At 53.8% G+C, this 23952-nt stretch carries 21 protein-coding genes and 1 tRNA gene; 8 read left to right on the top strand and 14 right to left on the bottom strand.

Features of this window, described 5'->3' with window-relative positions; translation table 11 throughout:
- The 3 genes from AB9F27_RS00155 to AB9F27_RS00145 all read left to right on the top strand — a co-directional run bounded on the left by AB9F27_RS00155 (window position 1) and on the right by AB9F27_RS00145 (window position 3167).
- Window positions 1–1323: a pilus assembly protein TadG-related protein gene (locus AB9F27_RS00155; protein WP_369757442.1), complete on the top strand. Its 1323-nt coding sequence runs from the start codon at window positions 1–3 to the stop codon at window positions 1321–1323.
- A 181-nt stretch (window positions 1324–1504) separates the two neighbouring features.
- A complete protein-coding gene (locus AB9F27_RS00150; protein WP_369757441.1) occupies window positions 1505–2512 on the top strand; it encodes a hypothetical protein in 1008 nt (335 codons plus the stop codon).
- Between the two features lie 424 nt (window positions 2513–2936).
- Window positions 2937–3167 carry a hypothetical protein gene (locus AB9F27_RS00145; RefSeq protein ID WP_369757440.1) on the top strand — a complete coding sequence of 77 codons (231 nt, stop codon included), beginning with the start codon at window positions 2937–2939 and terminating at the stop codon, window positions 3165–3167.
- A 598-nt stretch (window positions 3168–3765) separates the two neighbouring features.
- Here AB9F27_RS00145 and AB9F27_RS00140 read toward each other — a convergent pair.
- The 3 genes from AB9F27_RS00140 to AB9F27_RS00130 form a co-directional block, all read right to left on the bottom strand.
- Complete coding sequence (locus AB9F27_RS00140; protein ID WP_335585970.1) at window positions 3766–4611, bottom strand: SDR family oxidoreductase; 846 nt, start codon at window positions 4609–4611, stop codon at window positions 3766–3768.
- Window positions 4612–4662: 51 nt separating this feature from the next.
- Entirely contained in the window at window positions 4663–5271 is a 609-nt protein-coding gene (locus AB9F27_RS00135) for a ferric reductase-like transmembrane domain-containing protein (RefSeq protein ID WP_335585969.1), read from the bottom strand.
- A gap of 80 nt (window positions 5272–5351) precedes the next feature.
- Window positions 5352–5681, bottom strand: coding sequence for a hypothetical protein (locus tag AB9F27_RS00130; protein WP_335585968.1), 330 nt, complete (start codon window positions 5679–5681; stop codon window positions 5352–5354).
- A 70-nt stretch (window positions 5682–5751) separates the two neighbouring features.
- Between AB9F27_RS00130 and AB9F27_RS00125 the strand changes: the two genes are divergently transcribed.
- From AB9F27_RS00125 to AB9F27_RS00105, 5 genes are all read left to right on the top strand, one after another.
- A complete protein-coding gene (locus AB9F27_RS00125) occupies window positions 5752–7011 on the top strand; it encodes a Na+/H+ antiporter NhaA (RefSeq protein WP_369757439.1) in 1260 nt (419 codons plus the stop codon).
- Between the two features lie 194 nt (window positions 7012–7205).
- Window positions 7206–7865: an ABC transporter ATP-binding protein gene (locus AB9F27_RS00120; protein ID WP_039003940.1), complete on the top strand. Its 660-nt coding sequence runs from the start codon at window positions 7206–7208 to the stop codon at window positions 7863–7865.
- Complete coding sequence (locus tag AB9F27_RS00115) at window positions 7843–9447, top strand: capsule biosynthesis protein (protein WP_335585966.1); 1605 nt, start codon at window positions 7843–7845, stop codon at window positions 9445–9447. The genes AB9F27_RS00120 and AB9F27_RS00115 overlap by 23 nt, the downstream gene beginning before the upstream one ends.
- A gap of 45 nt (window positions 9448–9492) precedes the next feature.
- On the top strand, window positions 9493–10989 hold the full coding sequence (locus AB9F27_RS00110) for a phosphomannomutase/phosphoglucomutase (protein ID WP_335585965.1): 1497 nt from the start codon (window positions 9493–9495) through the stop codon (window positions 10987–10989).
- A 221-nt stretch (window positions 10990–11210) separates the two neighbouring features.
- A tRNA-Gln gene (locus AB9F27_RS00105) sits at window positions 11211–11285 on the top strand.
- A gap of 611 nt (window positions 11286–11896) precedes the next feature.
- On the opposite strand, the gene AB9F27_RS00100 is transcribed toward AB9F27_RS00105, so the two are convergent.
- From AB9F27_RS00100 to AB9F27_RS00050, 11 genes are all read right to left on the bottom strand, one after another.
- Window positions 11897–13543: a recombinase family protein gene (locus AB9F27_RS00100; protein ID WP_369757438.1), complete on the bottom strand. Its 1647-nt coding sequence runs from the start codon at window positions 13541–13543 to the stop codon at window positions 11897–11899.
- On the bottom strand, window positions 13540–14085 hold the full coding sequence (locus AB9F27_RS00095; RefSeq protein WP_369757437.1) for a DUF2924 domain-containing protein: 546 nt from the start codon (window positions 14083–14085) through the stop codon (window positions 13540–13542). Before AB9F27_RS00095 ends, AB9F27_RS00100 begins: the two co-directional genes overlap by 4 nt.
- Before the next feature lie 735 nt (window positions 14086–14820).
- Complete coding sequence (locus AB9F27_RS00090; RefSeq protein WP_369757436.1) at window positions 14821–15588, bottom strand: LamB/YcsF family protein; 768 nt, start codon at window positions 15586–15588, stop codon at window positions 14821–14823.
- Window positions 15585–16610 carry a biotin-dependent carboxyltransferase family protein gene (locus AB9F27_RS00085; protein ID WP_369757435.1) on the bottom strand — a complete coding sequence of 342 codons (1026 nt, stop codon included), beginning with the start codon at window positions 16608–16610 and terminating at the stop codon, window positions 15585–15587. Before AB9F27_RS00085 ends, AB9F27_RS00090 begins: the two co-directional genes overlap by 4 nt.
- Complete coding sequence (locus AB9F27_RS00080; protein WP_369757434.1) at window positions 16607–17350, bottom strand: allophanate hydrolase subunit 1; 744 nt, start codon at window positions 17348–17350, stop codon at window positions 16607–16609. Before AB9F27_RS00080 ends, AB9F27_RS00085 begins: the two co-directional genes overlap by 4 nt.
- Window positions 17351–17354: 4 nt before the next feature.
- Window positions 17355–18638 carry a TRAP transporter large permease gene (locus AB9F27_RS00075; protein WP_369757433.1) on the bottom strand — a complete coding sequence of 428 codons (1284 nt, stop codon included), beginning with the start codon at window positions 18636–18638 and terminating at the stop codon, window positions 17355–17357.
- Window positions 18635–19183 carry a TRAP transporter small permease subunit gene (locus tag AB9F27_RS00070; protein ID WP_369757432.1) on the bottom strand — a complete coding sequence of 183 codons (549 nt, stop codon included), beginning with the start codon at window positions 19181–19183 and terminating at the stop codon, window positions 18635–18637. The genes AB9F27_RS00075 and AB9F27_RS00070 overlap by 4 nt, the downstream gene beginning before the upstream one ends.
- Before the next feature lie 24 nt (window positions 19184–19207).
- Entirely contained in the window at window positions 19208–20245 is a 1038-nt protein-coding gene (locus AB9F27_RS00065; protein WP_369757431.1) for a TRAP transporter substrate-binding protein, read from the bottom strand.
- A gap of 30 nt (window positions 20246–20275) precedes the next feature.
- Window positions 20276–21097 carry a putative hydro-lyase gene (locus AB9F27_RS00060; RefSeq protein ID WP_369757430.1) on the bottom strand — a complete coding sequence of 274 codons (822 nt, stop codon included), beginning with the start codon at window positions 21095–21097 and terminating at the stop codon, window positions 20276–20278.
- Between the two features lie 76 nt (window positions 21098–21173).
- Window positions 21174–22073 (bottom strand): LysR family transcriptional regulator, encoded by a 900-nt coding sequence (locus tag AB9F27_RS00055; RefSeq protein ID WP_369757429.1) that lies wholly within the window; start codon window positions 22071–22073, stop codon window positions 21174–21176.
- A gap of 535 nt (window positions 22074–22608) precedes the next feature.
- Window positions 22609–23769 (bottom strand): IS30 family transposase, encoded by a 1161-nt coding sequence (locus AB9F27_RS00050; protein ID WP_369757428.1) that lies wholly within the window; start codon window positions 23767–23769, stop codon window positions 22609–22611.
- Window positions 23770–23952 lie beyond the last annotated feature (183 nt).

Genomic DNA, 23952 nt, shown 5'->3' with positions numbered 1-23952 from the left:
ATGAATACATTCGTGAAACTCACTCACCAGCGGATCAAGTCCATTGTAACGGACGAAAGTGGAACCGCAACGGTACTAGGGCTCTTGTTTTTTGCAGCGGCTGCGGCTGTTGGGGCTGCCGCTGTAGACTACTCAAATATCGTGGCTGCCCAAACACATCTTCAAGTTTCAGCTGATCATGCGGCACATGCCGCGCTCTACCACCGTGAGTTTAACGACGAACAATCCTCTAAACTAAAAGCAATTGATGTGGCCGCTTACGGTGCGCCAAATAATCGGTTTGGGACAACCCTCGACGTCAACGATATTCAATTTGGGAAATGGGACTACGCCAACCGAAAGTTTACTGCCGAGAGTGGGTCCCGTTCGGCCGTCATGGTTACAACAAGCCGCTTGTCCAGTAAATTGAATAGTGTCGAGAGCTTTCTGTTTCGTCTGGTCGGGGTGACCGCATTTGACGTCAGGACAAGTGCTGTTTTCACAACCTACAGGCCCGCATGTTTTCGTGAGGGTTTTGTCGCGGCCGACATCGTCGATGTTCAAAGCAATAACCTCTATGGCGAAGGTTTCTGCATTCACGCGCAAAACTATGTATCTCTCAATTCAAACAATACTTTTGAATCTGGCACCGTCGTTTCCATGCCCGATTCAAACGACCTCGACCTTCCCAAAAGTGGGTTTGATACGAATGCCGGACTGAAAGAAGCGCTTGGACAAGCCTCCTATCAAATGCGCACGGTTAATCGCATCGAGTCGATCATCCAAAGCTTGCAAGACGAAGACCCTTCGTATTTGCCAGATTATATCACCGAAGACACGGTGACACTCAATCAATCACAATTGGACGAGACCGATTTTGTTCAGGGAGCTGTGCATTTTCTGAATTGCAATGGCGGCGGGCAAGCTTTTCTCAAAGACGGGGCACACATTAAGCAAGTTGTATTCGTTACGAACTGCCAAGTGAAATTCGGTCAAGGCACCATACTGGAGGAATCCATCTTTGCTACGACAAATACGGGTGCCAAATCTTTCAATGCTCCGTCCTCTTTTCAGTTAGGTCTCGATGACGATTGCCTTGTAGGCGGCGGGTCTCAAATGGTCACTATGGGCGGAATGGATTTTGCTGCCGATTTCAAAATTTTCGGAAGTCAGTTGATCGCCAAAGAGACGATTTCTTTCTCTGCAAATGCGCAAGGTATCAAGGGCGCTTCGATTATTTCCGGCGACGACATTAGCGGAACATCCAACTCAAACATGGGTTTTTGTAACGGCTCCGGTATGGAAAGAAACTTTGAATCCGACTACTTCCGGTTGGCGGGCTAGTCTTAGGTGCCCACTCTAAAAAGCAATAGCCATGAAGGAGTATATCTAGATTTTCTACATGGCTATACTGTTTTCAGTTACCTCTGATCAGATCAATGCCGTGAACATCAAGGTTAACGCTGTTCCGCTTCATTGTTCAAAGTCTCGCTGAACGGCTCTGAAATGGGCGGAAGGAATGGAAATGCGGAAGTTCGTGAAAATAGGTGTTGTGAGTTTTGCTTTGTCTGCATTCGCAATTGCGCCAGCAATCGTCGTGATGAGTGCCGATGTCGCAATCGCCAAGAATGACAGCGGCAAAAGCGGTGGTAACTCTGGCGGCAATGGAAATAGCGGCAGCAAAGGGAAGTCAGACAACAAAGGTAAGGCCTCTACTGGTAAATCCGGGAGCAGTTCTGGGAAATCACAGGGCGGGAAATCCTCAAATTCTAGCGGCAATCAAAGCCTCAAATCCCTAGGAAACAAACTCAAGAGTGGGTTCGGCCTCTTTGGTGCACCGAAAAAAACCAAAACTGTTCGTAGTAATTCTGTGGCAACCACTAAGCCCAGCACTGGAAATTCCAAATCCTTCGACCACCCCAGCAACCTTGGCAAGATGAACGGTGCTATTAATTCCAGCCCGCAAGCCAAACTGGCCCACATAAAGAACGGCAACTTCAATGGGCCCGTCGGAATTGCTGCCGCCTATGCGCTGGCTGATTACGATTATGACACCGCCCATACCGACTACGAAGAAGCACAATCCGTCGTACAGACGTTCGGGCCATTGGCCGAAAGTTATAGCTATGTGGCAGGCTATGATGCGGCTGTAGAAGAACTTGCGCGGCTCGATACCTTAGAAATAGATCCTGCATCAGAGGAGTATTCAAACGCCGCTGCGGCGGCAGACCCTGACGCCTATCAGAGCGCAGTTGACGCAATTTATACCGCCGAGGCCGCAGCGATAATCGCGGGAATAGTTTTGAACGAAGCGTCTGTGTTCGAACAACTTGCTGCGGCAATTGCCGTCGAAGAACCAGTTTCAACGACGCGTGACGTGGCCGAAGCCAATCTCCTCGCGCTCTATAAAGGGGATGAAGAGAGCCTGACAGACCGTGAAAAGGAATTGCTTATCCAAAGTATAAATCTGCCTACAACGGAACAAATCGAAGGTATTATCACCGCTTCGGAAAACGAGGACGAGAGTGACTAGCGACAAGTGGAGACCCCACCTGGAGGTAAAATACGCACCGAGTGAGGCTGAATTTATAGAGCTTATTCGGTGAGGAATTAGGCTTTGTGGTTGGTCAGCAATGGTCGCAGGCAATATGTCGCTTCATCTCATGCAAAATGGCCCTGCATAAACAACAGGACTGTGCCGGAAAGTAGCAGGCGGCCTGCAACCTCCAAGAACTAAAAGAAAAAACACAACACAGGTGCAAAATGAGCCCTTCAGACTGCCGGAGGCCGCCGTGCAATAAGGGTGAATCTGTTTATTAAAACGACGAAAACTTACCGCCTAAAATTAAGTTTCCACCTGATTGATGTGAATCAATTGGCCCATTTTCTGATGGTGTATTTATTTTTGATCGATCGGATCGATCGGTTTTTTCTAGAAATCACCTTTGGAGGAAAAAATGAAAAAGTTACTTATCACCACCACAATTATTGCGTTCTCGGCGTCAATGGCCATGGCCGACCAACCTGCCGAAAACGCCGACAATGGCGCGGGCGGTCAAGCGGTCAAGGCGGTGAACGAAGCTCTGAAGGCCGCAGGGACTAACTTGGGACAAGCCAAGAAAGCGGCCGGTATCACTGGACTTGGCGAGGCTGTCAGCTCAATAAATGACGCCGCAAATCACAACTAGGCCTTATCCTCAGGGCCAGCGGCACCCGTCTGAACAACTCGGCGGGTGCGCACACGCGTGAGCTTTTATACTGGGCGGTACTGTCAGCCGATGCTAGCACCTATCAGAGTGCTCGGTATGAGCGCTCTCTCAAGCGCGCAATTGGCGTCAGATGAGAGGAAGAGTTGGCCCCGGTCAGGCACCAATTCGTCAAAGCAAACGATGCGTCAAAGCAGCGATTTGAACTTCCTTTAACGCAGGGATTCATTTCGTATTTTTCATGAGCTCTCCATAAAAAAGGTGCAACGGAAGTTTGAATATGCAGCTGGGAGGTGCCGTTAGACGTCTTTATCATGAACGGCTGGTTCCTAACTCCATAATGTCGCTAACCTGAGATACCTGCTGCCAGCGGCCTAGAAGTACAGCGAACGTTGGGGTCCGCCTTGACTTCCGCCAACACGAACCGGACCGGACCTTGACCGGATAGCTGTGAGTGAAGGTGTTGCCATCAGAAAACGGACATTTATACATTTCGCAGCGATTGGTCGGCTTGATCGTAGGTAAACGCCTTGCCCGCCAAACTGTCGTGATCAAGTGTTCGAATTGGGACTGACCCGCGCTACTCTGAAATTGATCCAAAATATTCTTGCCAACTCTGGTGCGGACGCCCGGCGGCGGTTGCAAAATCGCTGGGGATGTCGAGGGCACCGTTTTGGATACCTTGGTAAATCCCCGCAATGATCGTGCCGATAAACGCGCCCAACTCAGCAATGCGATCTGCTTTGTAATCGTCGAACGACATCGCACGATAGACCAAGGCGGTACCGAAGGCTTGGCTCAAATAGGCGGCCAACTCACTCTGCGTTAACAACGCGCCGTGCAGGTTGTAGGTGTGACCATTATGGCTGGCACTGGTCAGCATGCGTGCATATGCAAAGGCCAATTCCCCGCGCGTTGTATAGCCGCAACGGCCATCCCCAGCACAATTCGTGATTTCGCCCGCTTTGCGATAGGTGTCGATATATTCCACATCCGGCTCGATGTAGATCCCGTTGCGACCGATGACCCAGTCGAGGCCGCTTTCCCGAACATCCGCCTCGGTCTGGCGGTTACTCTGGATGATGGGCGAGAACGCGGTGCCCTCCTCGGCACCTTGGACGCTGGTATAGACAATCTTTTTCACACCGGCCGCTTTTGCCGCGTTAATCACGTTTCGGTGTTGCCCGATCCGATCCTCTGGCGCCGCCATGCCCGACACCAACAACACAGTGTCGACTCCGGCAAATGAGGCCTGAAGCTGCTCCAGATTGTCATAGTTGCCGGGACGGACTTCAATACTGAGCCCCTTGGCATTCTCAGGTGTGCGCGCCAAGCCGATGATCGGCTCTCCGGTGTTCATAGCAACCAGAGCCTTGGCAATGGCGGCCCCAAGTTGGCCCGAAACGGCCGTAACTGCGATTGTCATGATGGTTTTCCTTTGCCCTAAATGTCATTTTCCTGCGCCGTTGTGCTTTTTTCAAGCGGCAGCACGCTGCCGTCGCCGTTCAAAGTTATACCAAAACCGATAGGCCACCAACAGTGCAAGCGGTGCGTAATTCACCATTGCCGGAACAAGGCCCCCCCAGTCCCGTGTCGCGACCCAATGCAAAAGCGTCAGAACTGCCGCGCCATAGGCAAACCGCTGAAGGGGTTTCCATTTTTTACCCAATCGGCGGACCCACGCATCACTGGATGTCACCGCGAGCGGCACGAAAATCAGGAATGCCAGCCAACCAGTCCAGATATAGAACTTAGAAATTTCGCGCACCGTGAGCGCGATCGCGCCTTCATCGATCAGATAAAGAACTGTGTGGAGTGCGGCATAAAGGAACGCGGCGACCCCGATGTAGCGGCGCCGTTTCATCAACCAACGCGGGCCTCTCCAACCTTTGAAAAGCATCATCAATGGCGTGATCATCATCGAAACGATCATGAACCGCGCGGCAAATTCACCCGACGGATATAAAATCGCCTCCACCGTTTCGGGGTTCCCCGATGCCAACCCAGCGATCATCGGAATGGCGGGCAGGCTCAGGAAAGCCCAGAAGGAATAGGGATGGTTCAGGAAAGATTTAAGAGATGACATTACCGTAACTCCAAGTTGCAGATGTTTAACGCTGCTGCGCAGCAATTCCGTCGCCTTCTACGCGCAAAACGTTGCGATTTTTACAAACGGGGGGCAAATGTATGCCCCCGTACATTCGCATTATCCGTGGTAGGCTTGGCTGACAGCAAAGCTGTCTTCGAACCCATGCCAAAGAACGACCTTACCGTCGCGCACTTTGGCGGGGCAAAGGTGAACGGACCCGTTCCCTTACCGGATTCTGTAGTGATGGCGTTCATCTTGCCAAAGACGGCAACGGTATCACCAGAGGCGTAAGCGTCTGTGTTGTCCCAAGCCGTTGTTTGGAAGTTTTCGCCAAAGATGCCCATGAATTCAAAGAGCTTCTTTTTGCCTTGCCAGACGCCGATCCATGGCAGCCATTTGTCGGCCACGCCCCCTCTTGCGAGCAGGATGTCTTTCCAGTATCTCGATTCCAGCAGCAATTAGAGCGCAGGAACAAAAATGTATCGCGTCTGGAATTTCATCACAAGTTACTCGATTTTGCTTATTGCGGGCGCCCTCCTTGCGCTGATCTGGGCAAATATCAATGCGGAGAGCTATAACCACTTTGTTCATCTGGTTCTCATTCCCGACTTTTTCATTGGAGAACTTCATGAGAGTCATGGCGAAATCACCCGCACATTGACGCTCCACTATCTTGTGAATGATGTCCTGATGGCCTTCTTCTTTGCCATCGCCGCGAAGGAAGTCTGGGAAGCTGTGATCCTCAAAAACGGCAGTTTGCGCGGCAAAAAGGCCGCAACCCCGCTGATTGCCACGCTCGGCGGCATGGTCGGCCCGATTTCCATATACCTCGGAATCGCTTATTTCATGGGCAGCACCACCTTTGACGCAGTGGCAAATGGCTGGGCGGTTCCGACCGCAACCGACATCGCGTTTTCCTACCTTGTTGGGCGTTTGGTCTTCGGTGCGGGGCACCCAGCCGTGCGGTTCCTTCTCTTACTGGCTATCGCGGATGATGCGGCGGGCCTTCTAATTCTGGCCATTTTCTACCCAACAGGGGATGTGGCCCTTCAGTGGCTCGGGCTTTCCGTGGGGGCTGCGGTGCTCGTATATCTCCTGTTCAACTACTTGCCCCGTCGCATGGACAAGGGCGATCAGTTGCGTAGAAACTCCACGAGAATGCGCAGCGTCTTTGGCTTCTGGCCCTACCTGATCGCAGGCTGTTTGTCGTGGTATGGCTTCCAAAATGCGGGCCTGCACCCATCCCTTGGCTTGCTTCCAATTATCCCCACAATCCCCCACGCAGACCGCGAATTCGGGATATTTGCCGAGGCCGAGAAGCACCTAACCGACCTCCTCAACCATTGCGAACACCTGCTCAAGCACCCCGTGGAAGTTATCCTGTTTTTCTTTGGTTTGCTCAACGCAGGCGTGGAATTTGGCGCGATTGGCAACCCAACTTGGCTCGTGCTGGGCGGCCTGATTATCGGCAAACCACTGGGGGTGTTTATCTTTGGCTATATCGGCGCGCATGTCTTGCGATTTGGTCTACCCGTAGGGATGAAAACGTCGGACCTGTTCGTCATCGGCTGTGTTGCGGCGATTGGCTTTACGGTTTCCCTCTTTATCGCCTCGGTCGCTTTTGAATCCGGCCCTGTGCAGGATGCCGCGAAAATGGGGGCGCTCCTGAGTTTCGGGGCCGCTGTCTTGGCCATTGTCGCTGGGAAAATTACCCGCGTTGAAAAGAAACAATTTTAGGCTTCTCCCCCAATTTTGGCGGATTTTAAGCAAATCTCTCTGGATTCGCCACATTGCTTCCAGTCAATAAACAACGCCCATTGTAAAATTGGGTGTTTTTTGCGACATACTTTGCTTCAGGGATCCTCTATATCTAACATTAACTAGAACCCGTTAAGGGTATCGGGATACCAGAGGCACAATTGAGGCGAGCAATGCTCGAATTTATAGAAGTCAGTAAGTCCTTTTGGACCGGAACGCAGCGCAAGGTTATTCTTGAGCAAGCGTCGTTTCGCGTCGAACTTGGCAATTCTATGGGTATCCTTGCCCCCAACGGCACCGGAAAAACGACCCTCATCAATATGATGGCTGGCCTTGAAAAACCCGATGAGGGCACAATCAATCGCAACTGCCGGATTTCTTTTCCGCTTGGCTTTATGGGCGGCATCTCTACCAAACATTCCGCGATGGAAAATTCACGCTATATTGCCCGCCTTTATGGTTTGGACCCGGATTACATTGAGGCCTTTTGCCGTTGGCTCTGTGCGCTTGAGGAATATTTTGATCGCCCCGTAGGCACCTATAGCGCTGGAATGCGGGCGCGTTTTAGTTTCGCGCTGATGTTGGCGCTCGATTTTGATATCTACCTCATCGATGAGGGGATGCCGTCGACAACGGACGTCGAATTCAATCGTAAAGCGGGGACGTTACTGCGGGATCGTCTGCGCAAAGCAACCGTCATAATCGTATCCCATCAGGCCAAAACCCTTGAAAAATTCTGCAAATCGGCTGCCGTCCTCCATCGTGGTCGATTGCATATGTTTGACACCCTAGAAGAAGCAAAGAGGCTCTATGACTACGAAACCAAGAGCTAAGCGATTCAACATCCGGCGCGGTGTTATCAAAGCTGCAACCGAAAACCCTACTCCGCTCACTGCGGGCCTAACAATGTCGGCAGTGGCGCGAAATTCCGGCCTGACTCCCCCCCCCGAAGAGACCCCGCAAGCAAACACGTCCAGCGCCGAGGGCTCGACCCCACCAGATCAGGATATTGCCAACATTCGCCGCGAAAACCTGACGGGTCGCCAATTGCGTATGGCGCGTCGTGTCGCCCAAAAACATGCGCTAGCACCGACGTCGGATTTTGATGCCGTCCGCCTGCTGCGTGCGAAAGGTATCGACCCGTTTAAGCGCGCCAATATGCTTGAGTTGGTTTCCGCCGAAGAGTCCTCCGCGACGAACGACGGTTTCATGTTGCCACAGACCATGCCGGTAACGGGCTCAAATCTTCCAACAACAGAGCTCGCTCCACCCGACGATGGCATAGCAGAAATCAGCCGTATTCAGCGCGATATTGTACGCCGCCGTCGTCGCAATCTCGCGATGCTTTTTGCGCGTCTGGCGTTTTTCATCTTCCTACCCACGTTTTTGGCTGGCTACTATTATTACGTGTTGGCCACCCCGATGTACGCTACAAGTTCCGTCCTAAAGGTTGAGCAATCTCAAGGACCTGCGGGATCCAAAAGCCTTTTGGCAGGCACACAATTTGGCGATACAGATTCCATCGTTGTCCAAACTTACCTCCTCAATCGCGATGCGATGCTGCGCCTCGACAGAGACTTAGGGTATCGCGAACGCATGAGTGCCTCCTTTATTGACCCCGTTCAACGGCTCCCGCGTGACGCATCCTATGAAGAGACCTATAAACTCTATAAAAAGAACGTCAAAATCGGGTTTGATCCCACTGAGGGCGTCATTCAAATGGAGGTCATTGCTTACGAGCCTGAAAACGCCGAGGCCTTTGCGCGGGCGCTTATTTCCTATGCCGAAGAAACCATTGATAATCTAAGTCAACGTGTACGCAATGACCAAATGAGCGGTGCGAGTGAAAGCTATAGTGACGCCGAAATCGCAATGGAGGGCGCACAGCAGCGGGTTATTGAACTCAAGGAATTATATAATGTTATCAGCACCGAAATAGAGGTTAGCCTCCTGACCACCCGCATTTCTGCGCTTGAATTGCGGGTAACCGAAGACTCGATCGCGCTTCAGGAACTCATGGCCAACGAGCGGCCCAACCAAACCAAAGTAGAGACACTGGAGCGAGGAATTGCCAACCGCAAAACCGTAATCCACGATCTGCGCGCGCAACTTACCGAGGGGCGCAGCGACGGGCTTTCGCTTGCACGCATTCAAGGCGAACTCCAAGTCGCGGAAAGCGAACTCGCCACCCGCGTTCTGATGCTTCAAACATCACTCCAACAAATGGAAGTTGCGCGGATCGAGGCTGGCCGTCAAACACGCTACCTCGTGACGGTTGCCGCCCCGAATGCCCCCGATGCCCCGAGTTATCCGCGCGCGTTCGAGAATACGATCCTCGCGTTTTTTATCTTTTCTGGCATTTACCTAATGGCGTCCCTCACCGCTTCCATTTTGCGTGAACAGATAACTTCATAAGTGCTTTCAACGAGCCCACAACAAACATTTAAGGACGTTTTTTCAATGGCAACTCCCGCTAAATCCGTTAGCCCCAACACGTGGGAATTTCTGCGCGACCCTATGATTGTACCCACTGGTTTTCGCGAGTACGACGCACGCTGGAAATTTCCCGAAGAAATAAACCTTGTTGGGATCACGTCACTCGGGCTTGGACTTGGCACGCAAATGCGGCGTCGCGGCATCCCACCGATTATCGTCGTAGCCAATGATTACCGCGATTATTCTTTGTCGATAAAAAATGCTCTGATGTTGGGTCTGATGCAGGCTGGAATTACCGTCAAAGACATCGGTCCTGCGGTTTCCCCAATGGCCTATTTCGCTCAATTCCATCTTGATGTCCCTGCAGTTGCAATGGTCACCGCAAGCCACAATCCCAACGGCTGGACCGGCGTCAAAATGGGCTTTGAACGCCCTCTTACCCATGGCCCGGACGAGATGTCCGAACTGCGCGACATTGTCCTCAATGGCGAAGGCATTGCCACCCCCGGTGGGGCCTACGAATTTGTCGACGGGGTAAGGGAAGCCTATATTGACGATCTTGTCGGCGACTTCAAAATGACGCGAAAGCTCAAAGTTGTGTGCGCAACGGGCAACGGAACGGCGGCCGCCTTTGGGCCTGCTGTCTTTGAACGCATAGGGGCTGAAGTCGTACCAAGCCACACAGATCTCGACTACACTTTCCCGCACTATAACCCAAATCCTGAGGCCCTCGAAATGCTCCACGACATGGCCGATAGCGTGCGCGCATCAGGAGCGGACTTCGCCCTTGGATTCGACGGCGACGGTGACAGATGTGGCGTCGTCGACGATGAAGGCGAAGAGATATTCGCTGACAAAGTCGGGGTTATCATGGCGCGGGATCTCTCGAAAATTTACCCCAACGCCACCTTTGTTGCAGACGTCAAATCGACTGGACTTTTTGCCTCGGACCCCGAGCTCATCAAAAATGGCGCCACCGCCGACTATTGGAAAACCGGCCACAGCCATATGAAACGCCGTGTAAAAGAACTCGGAGCGCTCGCAGGGTTTGAAAAATCCGGACACTACTTCCTCGCCGAACCGATTGGGCGGGGCTATGATTGCGGCTTGCGCGTGGCCGTTGAAATCTGCAAACTTATGGACCGAAATCCGGACATGAAAATGTCAGACCTACGAAAAGCCTTGCCTCAAACATGGGCTACCCCCACGATGTCACCTTATTGTTCTGACACGGAAAAATACCATGTGTTGGAGCGTTTAGTCGCAAAAATCGTCACTTTGGAAACTTCAGGCGGCTTAATCGCGGGCCGCAAGATCAAGCAAGTCGTAACCGTAAACGGCGCCCGCATCATCCTCGACAACGGCGCTTGGGGCCTCGTGCGCGCAAGCTCGAATACACCCAATCTGGTCGTCGTCTGCGAAAGCCCAGAGAGCGAATCTGAAATGCACGCAATTTTTGCCGATATTGACGCCATAATCCGCACCGAGCCACTCGTTGGGGAGTATGACCAGAAAATTTGAGTCCGCGCCCCTTGCAGCCAATGAACCCACTCTGAATCAATAGGAAACAGAAACACTCCATTTCCTGCCTCAAAATGGGTTCACTCGGCTGATTTTGTTGCGGAAAGCTTAAGGTATTCCCATTGAGACGCCAACCAAACGCCCTTCCGATAAAAATCCCGACTTTTTACTAAATCAGGGCTTGAAGACTCCGCAATCCCGTCGTAAAACCCGCAAGCAGTTGGGATGTGGCCTAGTGGTAGGGCAACGCTTTTTGGTAGCGCAGATCGTAGGTTCGAATCCTACCATCCCAGCCAACACTCATAACATATTGATAACACTATATAATATCGTATTTTACCCGGTGTTTTCGCGGACATTTCAGGGTATTTGGATACGCCAGACTCGGATCATGCCGTGAATCGGCCGGATCCCGCTAAAAGTCTGGGACTGGCTTTTGCACGGTCGCAGTTTGCGTAAGTGTGATGCTCAAGCGATCCGGCTCCTAAATTGATGATGCAGCGCCCCGACGAGAACCCGCAACCGGTTCCGTGATATCCTCATAAAGTGAATGGCGGGATACTCCAGAACTCCCTCCTCAACGGCGAGCGCCCAGACAATTGCGATGGCCATCTCCTTGTAAGCCTTTGAAAATAGGGCGTTAATTGGGGTGCATCAAATGATGTAGTGATGGTTCGAATCCTACCATCCCAGCCAAACACTTCTTCTCTTTTTGAACGTACGAAGTACCCGCCCTTTTGTGGCGTGGTTTCAGCGACTTGCCTGTACGACATTCAAGGAGAGACGCTCTTCAGAGAGCAAATACGGCCATCATATGGCCAATATCTCTCTTCGACATTTCCGCGGTGCGAGTTTGGGGTAAGTTTGCGTTGTGACAGGTTCTGGTGTTGACGTGTTTGCCGACAGACTAAGTGAGCAAGTCGTCTTGCTGGGCCCAGTCAGAAGCAAAGCCCTTCTTGAGAAGATAGTCTGTTGTAATGTGATGCGGCAGAGTTCCATTAACAGCACGCTCAATCATGGTCGGCGAGAGAAACGCGAGATTCGTCACTGCTTGGATCCGACGGACAGAGCTTCCTTCGCGCGCCGCTATTTCTTCAAATGTAGTGCCGTTTCTGATTGCCGTGTACCAACCTATCCCGCTCGCGATATTGCGGAGCAGGGTCTGGTCGATCTCGGGAGGACTGCTGCCAAGGATGATCTTTGTTTCAACACCTCTGCGCCGAAGCCGGAAGGCCGCAGTGATATGCAGGGCATCCGATTCAAGCCGATCCGCCTTCAGGCCCAGATGATCTGCAATGAACTGTGCGTTTAAAGCGATTGCAAGCGATCCCGGCTCAATGATGGTTTTGGCAATCAAGTCTGCCCAACTGCTCACTGTGGATTTTGAATTCAGATTAGAAGCCAAAGTGTCCATACGCTGTCGGAATTGGTCAACATCGGTTGCCATGATGCCCGGAATGGTCCTCGGCAGAAACCCTGGCGCTGAAACATGTTCCGCGACGGCTCTGGCTATCGCTGCTTCGAGTTGCGGCGCGGGTAGTCGCCAGGCCTCGGGATGGTTTGCGCTGCGATCCGTCACCAAGCGCCTCGAGATATAGTACCGCAGTCTTTTGCCATTTTTGCTAGAATGGCTTGGCGTCAACCGGTCACCTGTTTCATCAAACAATTTTCCTGCGAGGGGCGACGGGTGGGCCGCGTTCTTTTCTCCGCGGATCCGCGCGTGGTTTTCCATCAATCTTCGCTGAACCTGATCCCACACCTCGGGATCAATAATCGGCTCGTGCAATCCCTCATAGATATTTTTGTGATGCCGGATGCGCCCGGCATAAATCGGATTGGTCAGGATATGGTGAATGTGGCCGCGATCGAACGCTGTGCCACCTCTTGTCACGCCCGCGGCCGTGACCGTCTGCTTTGACCGCAGGTTCAAACCATCCGCCCGCTCTTTGACCAGACGGATGTTGCCGTGCTCCCTGTAGAGATCATAGAGCGTGCGCACTGTCTTCGCTTCTACTTCCTTGATTGACAGGGTTCGACCGCTTGGATCGTATCCCAGCGGGACGTTACCGCCCATCCAGAGCCCCCTGCGTTTGGAGGCGGCGATCTTATCCCGAATTCGTTCTGCCGTGACCTCGCGCTCAAACTGGGCAAACGACAACAGCATGTTCAGGGTCAGCCGCCCCATGCTGGTAGCGGTATTGAACGACTGGGTGACGGAGACAAAAGACGCCCCTACCCCATCCAGCCGATCCACAATCTTTGCGAAGTCCGCCAGAGACCGTGACAGGCGGTCAATCTTGTAGACAACGATCTGATCGACCCGTCCTTCGTCAAGATCTGTGAGCAGGCGTTGCAAAGCGGGCCGCTTTAAGGTCCCGCCAGAGATGCCACCATCGTCATAGGCTTCCGGCAACAACATCCAGCCTTCAGCTCTCTGGCTTGTGATGTAAGCGGTGCAGGCCTCCCTTTGGGCATCCAGCGAGTTGAACTCCTGCTCCAAGCCATCTTCGGAGGATTTACGGGTATAAATCGCGCAGCGGATCTTGGGCTTCATTGCGTAAGTCCGAAGAAGCGCGGGCCAGACCAGTGCGCACCCGTGATGCGTTTTGCGATGGCAGACAGGGATTTATAGGTCTGGCCATCCATCACAAAACCCTGCGTGACCACCTCAACCTGATAAGTTCGTCCGTTCCACTCCCGCATCAGATGTGCTCCGGGTTTCAGAGAGGACGTCGAGCAGGTGTTTGGCATTTTCCCACTCGCCATGACCTGCAGGCGCCGCAGGGTTTGTTTTGGTACGCGCCCGTGTTTCTGACACTGTTGTTCATGGAGGATTGCCTTTCGCAAGAACCCGACAGACAAGCGCTTGGGGGGTGGGGCATCAAACACCTGCCGCCAGACTTCAAGGCAGGTTGCACGGTCTGCCAGGGGGGCGTCTTGAACAAGGTCCGCCCAGATTTGTGGCGCCGCGTTAATTGCTTTGGATGGCGGGCTGATCAGTCCGCCCTTTTTAGTCTCGTGCAGCCTTCTCTGCGCGCACGCTGCAGGCTGTATCAGACGCGCGTTGAGGGCTAAGCCGTGCTCAACTAGATCCATAATTATCTCCGCTTCGATCCTGGGGCGGGTACTCCTCCCCTTGTACTGAGCAGAGCCCGGCATTCGGGCGGCAACGGCGACACCTCAAACGCGTCGGCGTCGCACCAGTGACGCTTCCCGTGGCGATGAAGTCCAGTGGAAAGAACAAGTGAGAAAGGCAGACAATACACCACGTAGGCGCAATCACGGCCTTGACCAAGACTGCTGTCAAAATCTCAACGGATGGCATGCATGCGCACTTTGGCAAGACTACGAGGGTGAAGAGAGGCAAACCCAAGAACGACAGGATCTGACATGTTGGCACCAAGCGCGTTTTGAGACCCATTGGGAAGTCCCAAAACGCCGAAAGCCACCGAAGGAGGCTTGTTTGCCGGTATTGGTTGCGGGAGGAGGCAACCAGCGTGGCAGAACTAAGCTGAGGTGCTTCGCCTAAGGGCAGCATACATGCCTAAGGTATATTTCTTTTTCTAGTGCAGCAATCGTCGCTAAGGGCGGAAACCGGACTTTCGCTGCGGTTTGCACAGAGGTCTGCTATGCGGACAAAGCCGACCTTTGCGACTTTCGAACCAATGGCCGTTTATTCTATGCTACGCTTGCAGCGAAACACAGCGCGGGCGGAAAGCAGACATTCGCTGCGAGCGCGCCTTGTGCACCTACTTCCAATAAAGTGCGCTAGGTATTTATCGCTCGAAAAGTGAACGACATGTCGCACCATGGAAGACCGCTTGCTTAAAACTAAAAACCATTAAACCTTGTTATTGAAATACCCGCCGCCTCAAGTGCTGCACGCGTTTGGGTGGCAATATCGACCGCCTCGGCGGTGTCGCCATGCAGGCAAATGGTATCGATCGGTGTCGGGATATGTTTGCCGCTTTGCGTAATGATTGCACCTGCTTTCACCATCTCGACCATGCGGCTTGCAGCAAATGCTGCGTCGTGGATCACTGCGCCTGGCAGGCTGCGATCAACCAACGTTGCATCGTCGTTATAGGCGCGGTCGGAGAAAATTTCGCAGGCCATTTTACAGCAGAGCTCTGTCGCTGCCGTCTGTTGCGCCGTGCCTGCAAGCACCATAATAATGATGTCGGGGGCCACGGCAAGCGCCGCGCGGTAACAAGTCAGCGCCATGGCTTTATCTTCGGCGGCCATGTTTGCCATCGCGCCGTGAAGTTTGAGGTGCCGCACTTTGGCACCTTGCGCCTGCGCCATCGCAAGTGCCGCACCGAGTTGATATTGCACGATATTGCCGAGGCTTGCGCCGTTCAGCTGCATGCGCTGCCGTCCAAACCCTTGCAGATCGTCGAAACCAGGATGTGCGCCGATGCCCACGCCGCGCTGGTGCGCCGCTGCCATGGTTTTGGCCATCACAACTGCATCACCAGCGTGAAAGCCGCAGGCTATATTGGCGGAACTGACCACATCAAGCAGGGCAAAATCATCACCCATGACCCAAGGCCCAAAGCTTTCGCCCATATCGGCGTTGAGATCGACAGTCGTGGTCATGGTGTCTCCCTTTCAAGGTCGTCGCCCGCAGTGGCGCCGCTGATCAATTGATACGAGAGCAAGTCCGCGATGTCATGTGGATTACGGATCATCGGTTGCATCGTTCCGCGCAAAGCCTTGCGCCGCGTGGCTTCGCGCCGTTCCAAGACAAGGGCCTCTTGCAACGTGACGAATTGGAACCTGAGCGTCGCCCCAGCGCGCGCCTGCGCGACGCGCGCCAAATCCATTGGCAACACCGACCCTATGCGCGGATAGCCCCCTGTCGTTTGACACTCCGACAGCAAAACAAACGGCGTGCCGTCGCCAGTAACCTGCACGTCACCCGGCACGATCACTTCTGACAGGATCGTAAGGCCCGCTTCGGTTTTAAACCCTTCGCCTTCTGGGATAATCCGCACGCCCATACGGTTGCCGCGCGTGTCGCGCTTGAACGAGGTCGCTTCAAACCGCGCAATTTCGGATGGCGCGAAAAATTCGGTCTGCAGGCTTGGCACGATCCGCACGGTGCCACCTTCAAAGCGTGGCTCTGCGATAATCTTTTGCCCTGTGAGGGTTTGCGCGTCGGGGCCGATTTGCAATGTGTCGCCATCCCCGAGCATCTTACCGATGCCCGCCGCCAGATGAGCACTTTGTGCGCCAAGCATGAGGTCTGCGCTAAATCCGCCACCGATATGCAGATAGCCGTAGCTGCCTGAAGTCGCCGCCCCGATACTGAGCCGTGCTCCCGTTTCAAGCAGGTGGCTCGCGTTCCACTGGATGTTCACACCATCAATGCTCGTGCGCATTGGCGCACCAGTCAGGGCTATCCGAACTTGCTCGGAAACCTCAAATTCACCCCCCATGCCGCCCATCTCAAGGGCCGCAAGTTTTGAATCTTGGCCCAGCAAAGCGGCCCCTTCCAGTAAGGCCAAGCCATCGGCGGCCCCGCCACGCGAGAGGCCAAAAGCCAGATAACCCACGCGGCCTTGATCCTGCACCGAAATGGCAGGTCCTGCGCGCAGCACTGTGAGGGCTCTGCTCATGTGATGGCCTCGCTGACGGCGCCACCATCGGGGTCGCTTTGCATTTTAGCAAAGGCCTCAGGCGTGGTCTGTGCAAACATCACCTCGTCACCGGGGCGCAGCACGAATGGCGCATCTGTTTCGGGGCGGAACAGGCGAAACGCTGTTTGCCCGATATGTCGCCAGCCCGTTGGGGTGGCCACTGGAAACAGCACCAATTGCCTGATCGCAACACAAAGCCCGCCTGCGGGAGTTTGCGCATTCAGCGCCGTTTGGCGCGGGATGTTCCATACCTCAGGCAATGCGCCCAAATAGGGCATGCCCGGAGCGAAGCCGATGGTTTGCACCCGCACGCGACTAGTGGAAATCGACGCGATGGCCTCGGCGCGGGTTAACCCTGCGGCCTGCGCTGCCTCGTCCAATTGCGGCGCGAAATCGCCCTCATAAACGGTAGGCACCCGCCACAGTTTACGCCCTTGTGGCAAGTCGGCCTCGAACCAATTGCGATCTGCCAAGAGCGCCATCAATGCCTCCCGCATCGCTGCGTGATCAAAGGCCAACGGATCAAACCGCAGGTAAGTTGAGACAAGCGAGGTCGAGGTCTCTTGCACAGCAGCCAAATTCGCACGCTCTACCGCGTCACGAAACGCCAAGGCTGCCCGGTTTGCAGGTTCATTGAGCTGATCACCAAAGCTGATCAGGAATCCATCAAACCCTGCAGTTTTGACATTTGGCCATGTGCCGTTTTGCATCTTTGTCATGACCCTATTGTAAGGCGTTGGGCAGCATGAGCGCAATTTGCGGAAAGGCAATCAGCGCCGCAACCATGACAAGCATCGCGAAAGCATAAGGGATCGCGCCAAGCATCACATCCGACATCTTACCACTTTTGCGCGCGCCATGCACGACGTAGAGGTTCAGACCGACGGGCGGCGTGATCAGGGCCATCTCGACCAGCACGATCATCAGAATGCCAAACCAGATCGGATCAAAGCCTTGGGCCACAACCAGCGGCACGATGATCGGGATCGTCACAACCATGAGCGAGAGAGTCTCGATAAAGAACCCAAGCACGATGTAGATCAGAACCACGACGAGAATGGTGCCAAGCGGCGACAGCCCCATCCCTTCAAGAAAGGCCTGCAATTCGCGGCCAAGCCCTGCGGAAGCCAGCGTGAAGTTCAGGAACGAAGCGCCGATAACGACGAGCATAATCATGGAGGTGATCTTGACCGTGCCGAGTATGCTTTCGCCAAACATCTTGAAGGTGACGCCACCAAAGAAGGCTGCGATGACGATTGCCCCTGCGACACCAACGGCCGCGGCCTCGGTGGGCGTGGCCCAGCCCTTATAAATCGTGCCAATGATCACCGTGAACAGCAGGATGATGGGACCCAGCTGCAATAGTGCGCGCAGCATTTTCGGAAACGGAAACACGCGGCGCGGACCACCAAGAGACGGGCGGATCATGCAAATGATGATCGTGATCACCATAAAGCCCACCGCCAACGCCAGACCGGGGATGAGCCCTGCAAGAAACAACCGCGGGATCGAGGTTTGGGTCAGGAAGCCATAGACGATCAGGTTGATCGACGGCGGGATCATGATGCCTAGCGTGCCACCTGCGGCGATGGCACCTGAAAAGAGTTTTGGATCATAGCCCAATTTCTCGGCCTGCGGCATGGCCACGGTGGCCACCGTCGCGGCCGTGGCGACGGAAGAGCCAGAGGTGGCCGAAAACATTGTCGCTGTCGCGATATTGGCATGCACCAAGCCGCCGGGCAGCCAGCTTACCCAATGGTCAAGCGCCGCGTATGTGCGGGTCGCGATGCCAGAGCGGACAAGGATTTCGCCCAGCATCACAAAGAACGGAATGGCGATCAGTGTAGCGTTGTTCGAAGTGGACCAGACAAGATTGCCCAAGCCCTTGATCAGGGGAAATGGGCTATAGAATGCGTCGATCCCAAAACCCAAAAGAAACAAGACGATGCCAACAGGAATGGAGAGTGTCAGCAGGCCCAACAGGCCGATTGCAATAGACCCGATCATAGTGCTGCCTCCTCTTCACCAAAGGCACCAATGGCGGCCTCGGATTGACTAAATTCACCTTTGCGCACCAACATCACGGCCGCGACAAAGGTAAGCCACGAGACAACAGCAAACCAAACCCACCCTAAGAACCAAGGCGTTTGCACCCAAGCAAGCGGTGTTTCCAGCGGGGTATTGGCTGTAGATGAATTCTCAAGTGAGCGGGCCAAAACCGGCCAAGACATCACGGCAATCAACGTCACCGTGCTCGACAGGATCAACATCGATCCCAAATCGAAAAGAGCACGTCCACGCGGGCCTGTCTTTCCCCGTAACAGATCAATACGCACATGGCCCAGCTCGAGTAACGTATATCCCATGCCCCAAGAGGTCGCGATGGCCATGACATAGCCGCTAATTTCATCGGTGCCGCCAAGAGAGGCCCCCAATTGGCGCATCACAATATCCAGCAGTATGACCGCTGCACAGATCAACAGCATGATCCCAATCAGGATCGCGATTGCGTGGTTGAGCTTGCGCAGTGTCGTGAGGATATTTTGTGCCATTGGAGGCCTCCTTGGGTGAGCCGATTACTTTGCTGCGATTGTGACGCCAACTGCCGCGCCGACAGTGTCGTTCCAACGTGCGGTCCACTCAGGGCCAGCGCGCTCTGCCCATTCTGGCAGCACGTCCGTCACCAACACGTCACGTGCATGGGCAAAGTCGGCGTCGGATACATCAACAAGGATCATGGAATGCGCGTCACCCGCTGTGCATTCGCCGTTCCCTGTCAGGCAGGCGATATCGCTTTCCAGTGCGCCTTGTGCGCTGGCCCATGCAGGAGCCTCGAAATTAGCTGCGATCTCCGACGTGATAAGTGCTTGGGTCTCTGCATCAAGGCCGTTCCATTTGTCCATATTCATAGCCGTAACAACGCTATCCCAACCGCCCAGAGGGATCGGCAAAAGATGGGTGGAAACTTCCCACCAGCCAGCGGAGTAGCCAGAGCCAGCGCCTGTGACCGCGCAATCAACAACGCCTTTTTGGAGAGCACCAGGCACCTCGGCAAAGCTGACATTTACGCCTTCTGCGCCCAATGCCTCAAGGAATTTTGCTGTCATACGGCCAGAAGCGCGAACTTTCTTGCCTTTCAGGTCATCAAGGCTAGCGATCTCGGCATTACAAAACACGACCTGCGGTGGGTATGGCGCAATCGCCAAAAGGTGGCTGTTGAAACGCTGTGCGAAAATGTCGGCCACCATCGGGCGGGCCGCATCGACCATCGCCAGTGCCTCATCGGCGGTGAGCGCCAAGAGCGGCACATCCAAACCTTCAAGTTCGGGCGCGTCGGCGACGGCATAGTCGGCCACAGTCATGCCCACGTCATAGACGCCATCGCCCAGCAAGCTAAATACATCCCCTACACCGAGGTTCATCTGGTCATGCGTGGTCATTGTCACCGCAAGTTTCCCACCAGAAGCGGCGGGCAAAGTCTCGGTCCAGAATGGCGCTTCATATTGCTTATGTAGTGGCAGGCTGGACCAGCTGCCAACTACGGCGATGTCTTGCGCTGCGGCAGGCATCGCGAGTGCGGCTGAGACTGCGAGAATACTGATTGTGGTTTTCATGGATTTTTTCCTTGTTGGAGTTATCGTTTCTTAAGGGTTTGTGAAGGTCATGACTGGGTTTTCGGCGTCTTCAGCGACGTCAGTGATCAACATGTGACCAGGTTTATGGGTAATGCAGATCGGCAATTGTGCGGTTTCAATTGCAACTTGCGGGGTCACGCCGCATGCCCAAAACATTGGCAACTCGCCCACGCCCACAGGGGCTGCATCCCCCCAATCGGGGTTTGCGATGTCGGAGATGCCAAGGCCCGCAGGATCGCCCCAATATACAGGCGCGCCATGCGCCAATGGAAAGCGGCGGGAAATCGCGATTACCTCATCAATGCGGTGCTCTGGGATCGCGCGCATCGAAACAACCATTTTGCCAGAAAACGGACCAGACGGCACAGTATCGATATTGGAACGAAACATAGGGACGGTCTTATTGTTGTCGATGTGCCAGACAGCCACGTCCGCTTTTTGCAGTGCATTTTCAAAAGTGAACGAACAGCCAAGCGCAAAGACGACCATATCGTCGGTCCAAAGGTCTTTGATATCGGACAGGCTCGTCTCAAGCTTACCGTCGCGGTAAATGTTATATGCAGGCACGTCGGTGCGAATGTCGATCTCACGTCCCATAGTAAACATCATCGGATTGCCCGTGTCGGATACACCCGTCAGGGGACATGGCTTTGGGTTGCGCTGACAATAGCGCATGAAATCAAGCGCGTAGATTGATGGCATGATCGCCAAATTGGCTTGCAAATAGCCGCGCCCAAGACCTGCTGTATGCGACTGATATGCGCCAGAACGAATGGCTGCCCGCACTTGCTGCAAGGACCCGCTTTTGAGTGTTTCATATGTCTGATGCAAATTGATCCCCTCCGCTTTCGGTGAGGGTCACAGGAATATTTGATCAGGTCAAATTCATTAATTTACTCGATAGTGATCAAACTTTTTTATCATGATGATAGGCAACAGCCACTTCATAGGCAGTTTTTGCAGCGGTCTGAACCATATGACTTTTGGGCTCACCCAAATAGGACGCCGAAAACTCCAACGGATTGGGCACCCACCCCGCATCAAACTCTTCAATCTTCCCAGCGGCGACGTAATCGGCCCCCAAGGCGCGCGGCAATACAGCGATCCCAAGATTTGCCTCAACCAGTCGAAAACAGGCGGAAAGCGACGATGAGGGAAACAACGAAACATTCGGCCCGACTTTCTCAAAAAGCATCTCTTTCAATTCACGATATGGCCGAGTGTGCCGCGCATATGTTAAAACGGGGCGTGAAAGATAGGCATTTCCTGTAACGTCTGGGCCTGAATTTTTGGCCGCATACCACGCCAACTCAAACCCTGGCAGGGCGATATTGTTAACCGAATAGTCCGAAATCGGCCCAAGCAAAATCGCGAGATCGATCTCACGATTCAGAATTCCTGCACGCAGGTTGATGGAGATGTCTACGTTAAATTCAATTTCAATACTTGGATAAATCAGATGAAGTTTCGCCACCAATTCGGGCAGCCAACATTGTGCAATCGTTTCAGACACGCCCAGACGCAAGCGTCCTTCAATGCCCTTGGGATCAACCACTTCACTCTCGACAAGTTCAGACAGATATTCAAACTTTTCCGCATGCGCCACAAGCAACTCACCGCGTTTAGTAAGCTTCATGCCGCCAGAACTACGATCAAACAATATGCAGCCTAACGCATCTTCCAATGTTTTGATTCGCGCAGTCACCGCAGGTTGCGTAAGATTTATCCCGCTGGATGCCTTGCGCACGCCGCCAAGTCGCACGACGGCAAGAAATGTCTTCAATTGTTCAAGGTTGATTCTTGCCATGCTCCTTGATTGCATGGCTCGACCCAACTTGCATACCCACAAGAGTGGTTGCTTTTAACGCCCGCAGCCCTCTATCCCCTGCATTGCAGTTAAGGGATAAGACTTTGCCTACGTTTGCAGCGCCTTAGGTCATCTAATGCGCTCAAGGCTTCTCATCTCTCGACCATGCTAGACTTGATCAAGGATATCATCATTGGATTACTGCTTTATTGTTGGTCCTGCCCTCGAAATTTCAGGTTAGCTGCTGGGCGGTCTCTGTCTTTTTATGGCAGCTAACAATATCGGCTTGGAGGACGCAGCGTTGCGGAGATTTCAACTTTTTAATGTCCGCAATGAGCCAGAAGTTCTAAGTTGATTAAACCAGCCGCCCTAAACCTGACCTTCGTGCGCGGCGCAGCATCAGCGACTCTGGGCTCGGAACTGCCGTTCGCTGCGCAATGCGCCAAGGTCCGCAATGGGCCGTTCACGTCAGTTAATCGGGGGCAGTTTCGGTGCTTTTGTGTTATCGCAGCATTCGACACTATGGGCGGCGATCTCAACGGGTCAACGCAACACACTCTGCGAACTTCTCTGCTGGCGTTTGATATTGCAAGGTCTTGCGAGGGCGTTCGTTGAGTTGCCTTGCGATTGCACTGAGCTTTGCTTGGGAATAGACCGATAAGTCGGTACCGCGCGGCAAATACTGCCTCAAAAGCCGGTTGGTGTTTTCGTTTGATCCGCGTTGCCAAGGCGACTGTGGGTCGCAAAAGTAGACATCAACATCCGTGGCCAGCGTAAAGCGCGGATGATCTGCCAGTTCTTTTCCGCGATCCCAGGTCAGAGATTTGTAAAGCTCACGGGGCAGCTTCTGAGCCGACTTGATCAGCGCCGTGACGACACTCTCGGTGTCTTTGTTGGCGACTTTAACCAGCATCACGTACCGTGAATGCCGCTCAACGAGGGTTGCGATATAGCTGTTCTTGGATCCGCCAATCAAGTCGCCTTCCCAGTGGCCCGGAACGGCGCGATCTTCGACGGACGCAGGCCTTTCGCTGATAGATACAGCATTCTTAATCTGGCCATTCCCGTTGCGCTTCTGGCTGGCGTGTTTGGAGCGCCTGACAGTCCGTCTTGCGCGCAGATGCTCCAGGAGTTCTTTTTTAAGGACGCCTCGCGCCTGTATATAAAGGCTTCTGTAGATCGTTTCGTGTGACACCTGTTTGTGCGCCTCTCCTGGGAAAGCGCGTTTGAGCCAGCCCGCAACCTGCTCGGGAGACCACTTGCGCCGCAGCTTTGCTGATACTGCGCAGGCCAACTTCGGGTGACAAGCCAGCTTGCACATCTTGGGACGCCGCGCCCGATCCCACGCCGCTTGATCAGACGCGGTTGCACGATAACCTGCAAGGCCACCATTGCGCCCCACCTCTCGGCTGATCGTCGAGGGCGCACGTCGCAACTGACGCGCAATCGCACGCAAGGACTGCTCGGTGCTCAGCCCGCGGGATATTTCTTCGCGCTCAGAAAGGCTCAATGCTGACCTGCCGCGTCTGCGATCTGGTGGGCGTATCCCACCCGTTGGTGAGATCACGGAAAAGACTGAGGATGATTGGCGATCAAAAACGCGCCCAATCGACCTCATCGACTCGCCTCGCTGCCACCTATCCCAAATCTCAGCACGCTGTTCAGTTGAATAATAAATCCTACGACGATATTTCATGGCAAACACTCCATCTTTTCCAAAAGATTAGAGTGTTGCGTCGACCAGTTGAGGCCACCACGGAAAGCGGAAGTTCGCTGCAAGCGCAAGGTGAGACGGGGGCAACGGCGAGAGCCGACATTCGAGCGACCCAAATCTGGGCCTCACGATGTGCAGAGGCATGATGCCTCAGAGCCCAAATTC

Origin of the sequence: Falsihalocynthiibacter sp. CO-5D18 (assembly GCF_041205445.1) — a bacterium.
In the GTDB taxonomy this organism is placed as follows: domain Bacteria; phylum Pseudomonadota; class Alphaproteobacteria; order Rhodobacterales; family Rhodobacteraceae; genus Falsihalocynthiibacter; species Falsihalocynthiibacter arcticus.
Note: the sequence above shows the minus strand (reverse complement) of the source record. Positions and strands in the feature narration are given on the sequence as shown.

Bases quoted from the DNA above. Each gene is read 5' to 3' on its own strand.
- AB9F27_RS00090 (WP_369757436.1), bottom strand. From the start codon at position 15,588: ATGACCACGACTGTCGATCTCAACGCCGATATGGGCGAAAGCTTTGGG.
- AB9F27_RS00095 (WP_369757437.1), bottom strand. From the start codon at position 14,085: ATGGATCTAGTTGAGCACGGCTTAGCCCTCAACGCGCGTCTGATACAG.
- AB9F27_RS00140 (WP_335585970.1), bottom strand. From the start codon at position 4,611: ATGACAATCGCAGTTACGGCCGTTTCGGGCCAACTTGGGGCCGCCATT.
- AB9F27_RS00065 (WP_369757431.1), bottom strand. From the start codon at position 20,245: ATGAAAACCACAATCAGTATTCTCGCAGTCTCAGCCGCACTCGCGATG.
- AB9F27_RS00080 (WP_369757434.1), bottom strand. From the start codon at position 17,350: ATGACAAAGATGCAAAACGGCACATGGCCAAATGTCAAAACTGCAGGG.
- AB9F27_RS00155 (WP_369757442.1), top strand. From the start codon at position 1: ATGAATACATTCGTGAAACTCACTCACCAGCGGATCAAGTCCATTGTA.
- AB9F27_RS00075 (WP_369757433.1), bottom strand. From the start codon at position 18,638: ATGATCGGGTCTATTGCAATCGGCCTGTTGGGCCTGCTGACACTCTCC.
- AB9F27_RS00085 (WP_369757435.1), bottom strand. From the start codon at position 16,610: ATGAGCAGAGCCCTCACAGTGCTGCGCGCAGGACCTGCCATTTCGGTG.
- AB9F27_RS00055 (WP_369757429.1), bottom strand. From the start codon at position 22,073: ATGGCAAGAATCAACCTTGAACAATTGAAGACATTTCTTGCCGTCGTG.
- AB9F27_RS00050 (WP_369757428.1), bottom strand. From the start codon at position 23,769: ATGAAATATCGTCGTAGGATTTATTATTCAACTGAACAGCGTGCTGAG.
- AB9F27_RS00150 (WP_369757441.1), top strand. From the start codon at position 1,505: ATGCGGAAGTTCGTGAAAATAGGTGTTGTGAGTTTTGCTTTGTCTGCA.
- AB9F27_RS00110 (WP_335585965.1), top strand. From the start codon at position 9,493: ATGGCAACTCCCGCTAAATCCGTTAGCCCCAACACGTGGGAATTTCTG.
- AB9F27_RS00100 (WP_369757438.1), bottom strand. From the start codon at position 13,543: ATGAAGCCCAAGATCCGCTGCGCGATTTATACCCGTAAATCCTCCGAA.
- AB9F27_RS00135 (WP_335585969.1), bottom strand. From the start codon at position 5,271: ATGTCATCTCTTAAATCTTTCCTGAACCATCCCTATTCCTTCTGGGCT.
- AB9F27_RS00070 (WP_369757432.1), bottom strand. From the start codon at position 19,183: ATGGCACAAAATATCCTCACGACACTGCGCAAGCTCAACCACGCAATC.
- AB9F27_RS00115 (WP_335585966.1), top strand. From the start codon at position 7,843: ATGACTACGAAACCAAGAGCTAAGCGATTCAACATCCGGCGCGGTGTT.
- AB9F27_RS00120 (WP_039003940.1), top strand. From the start codon at position 7,206: ATGCTCGAATTTATAGAAGTCAGTAAGTCCTTTTGGACCGGAACGCAG.
- AB9F27_RS00125 (WP_369757439.1), top strand. From the start codon at position 5,752: ATGTATCGCGTCTGGAATTTCATCACAAGTTACTCGATTTTGCTTATT.
- AB9F27_RS00145 (WP_369757440.1), top strand. From the start codon at position 2,937: ATGAAAAAGTTACTTATCACCACCACAATTATTGCGTTCTCGGCGTCA.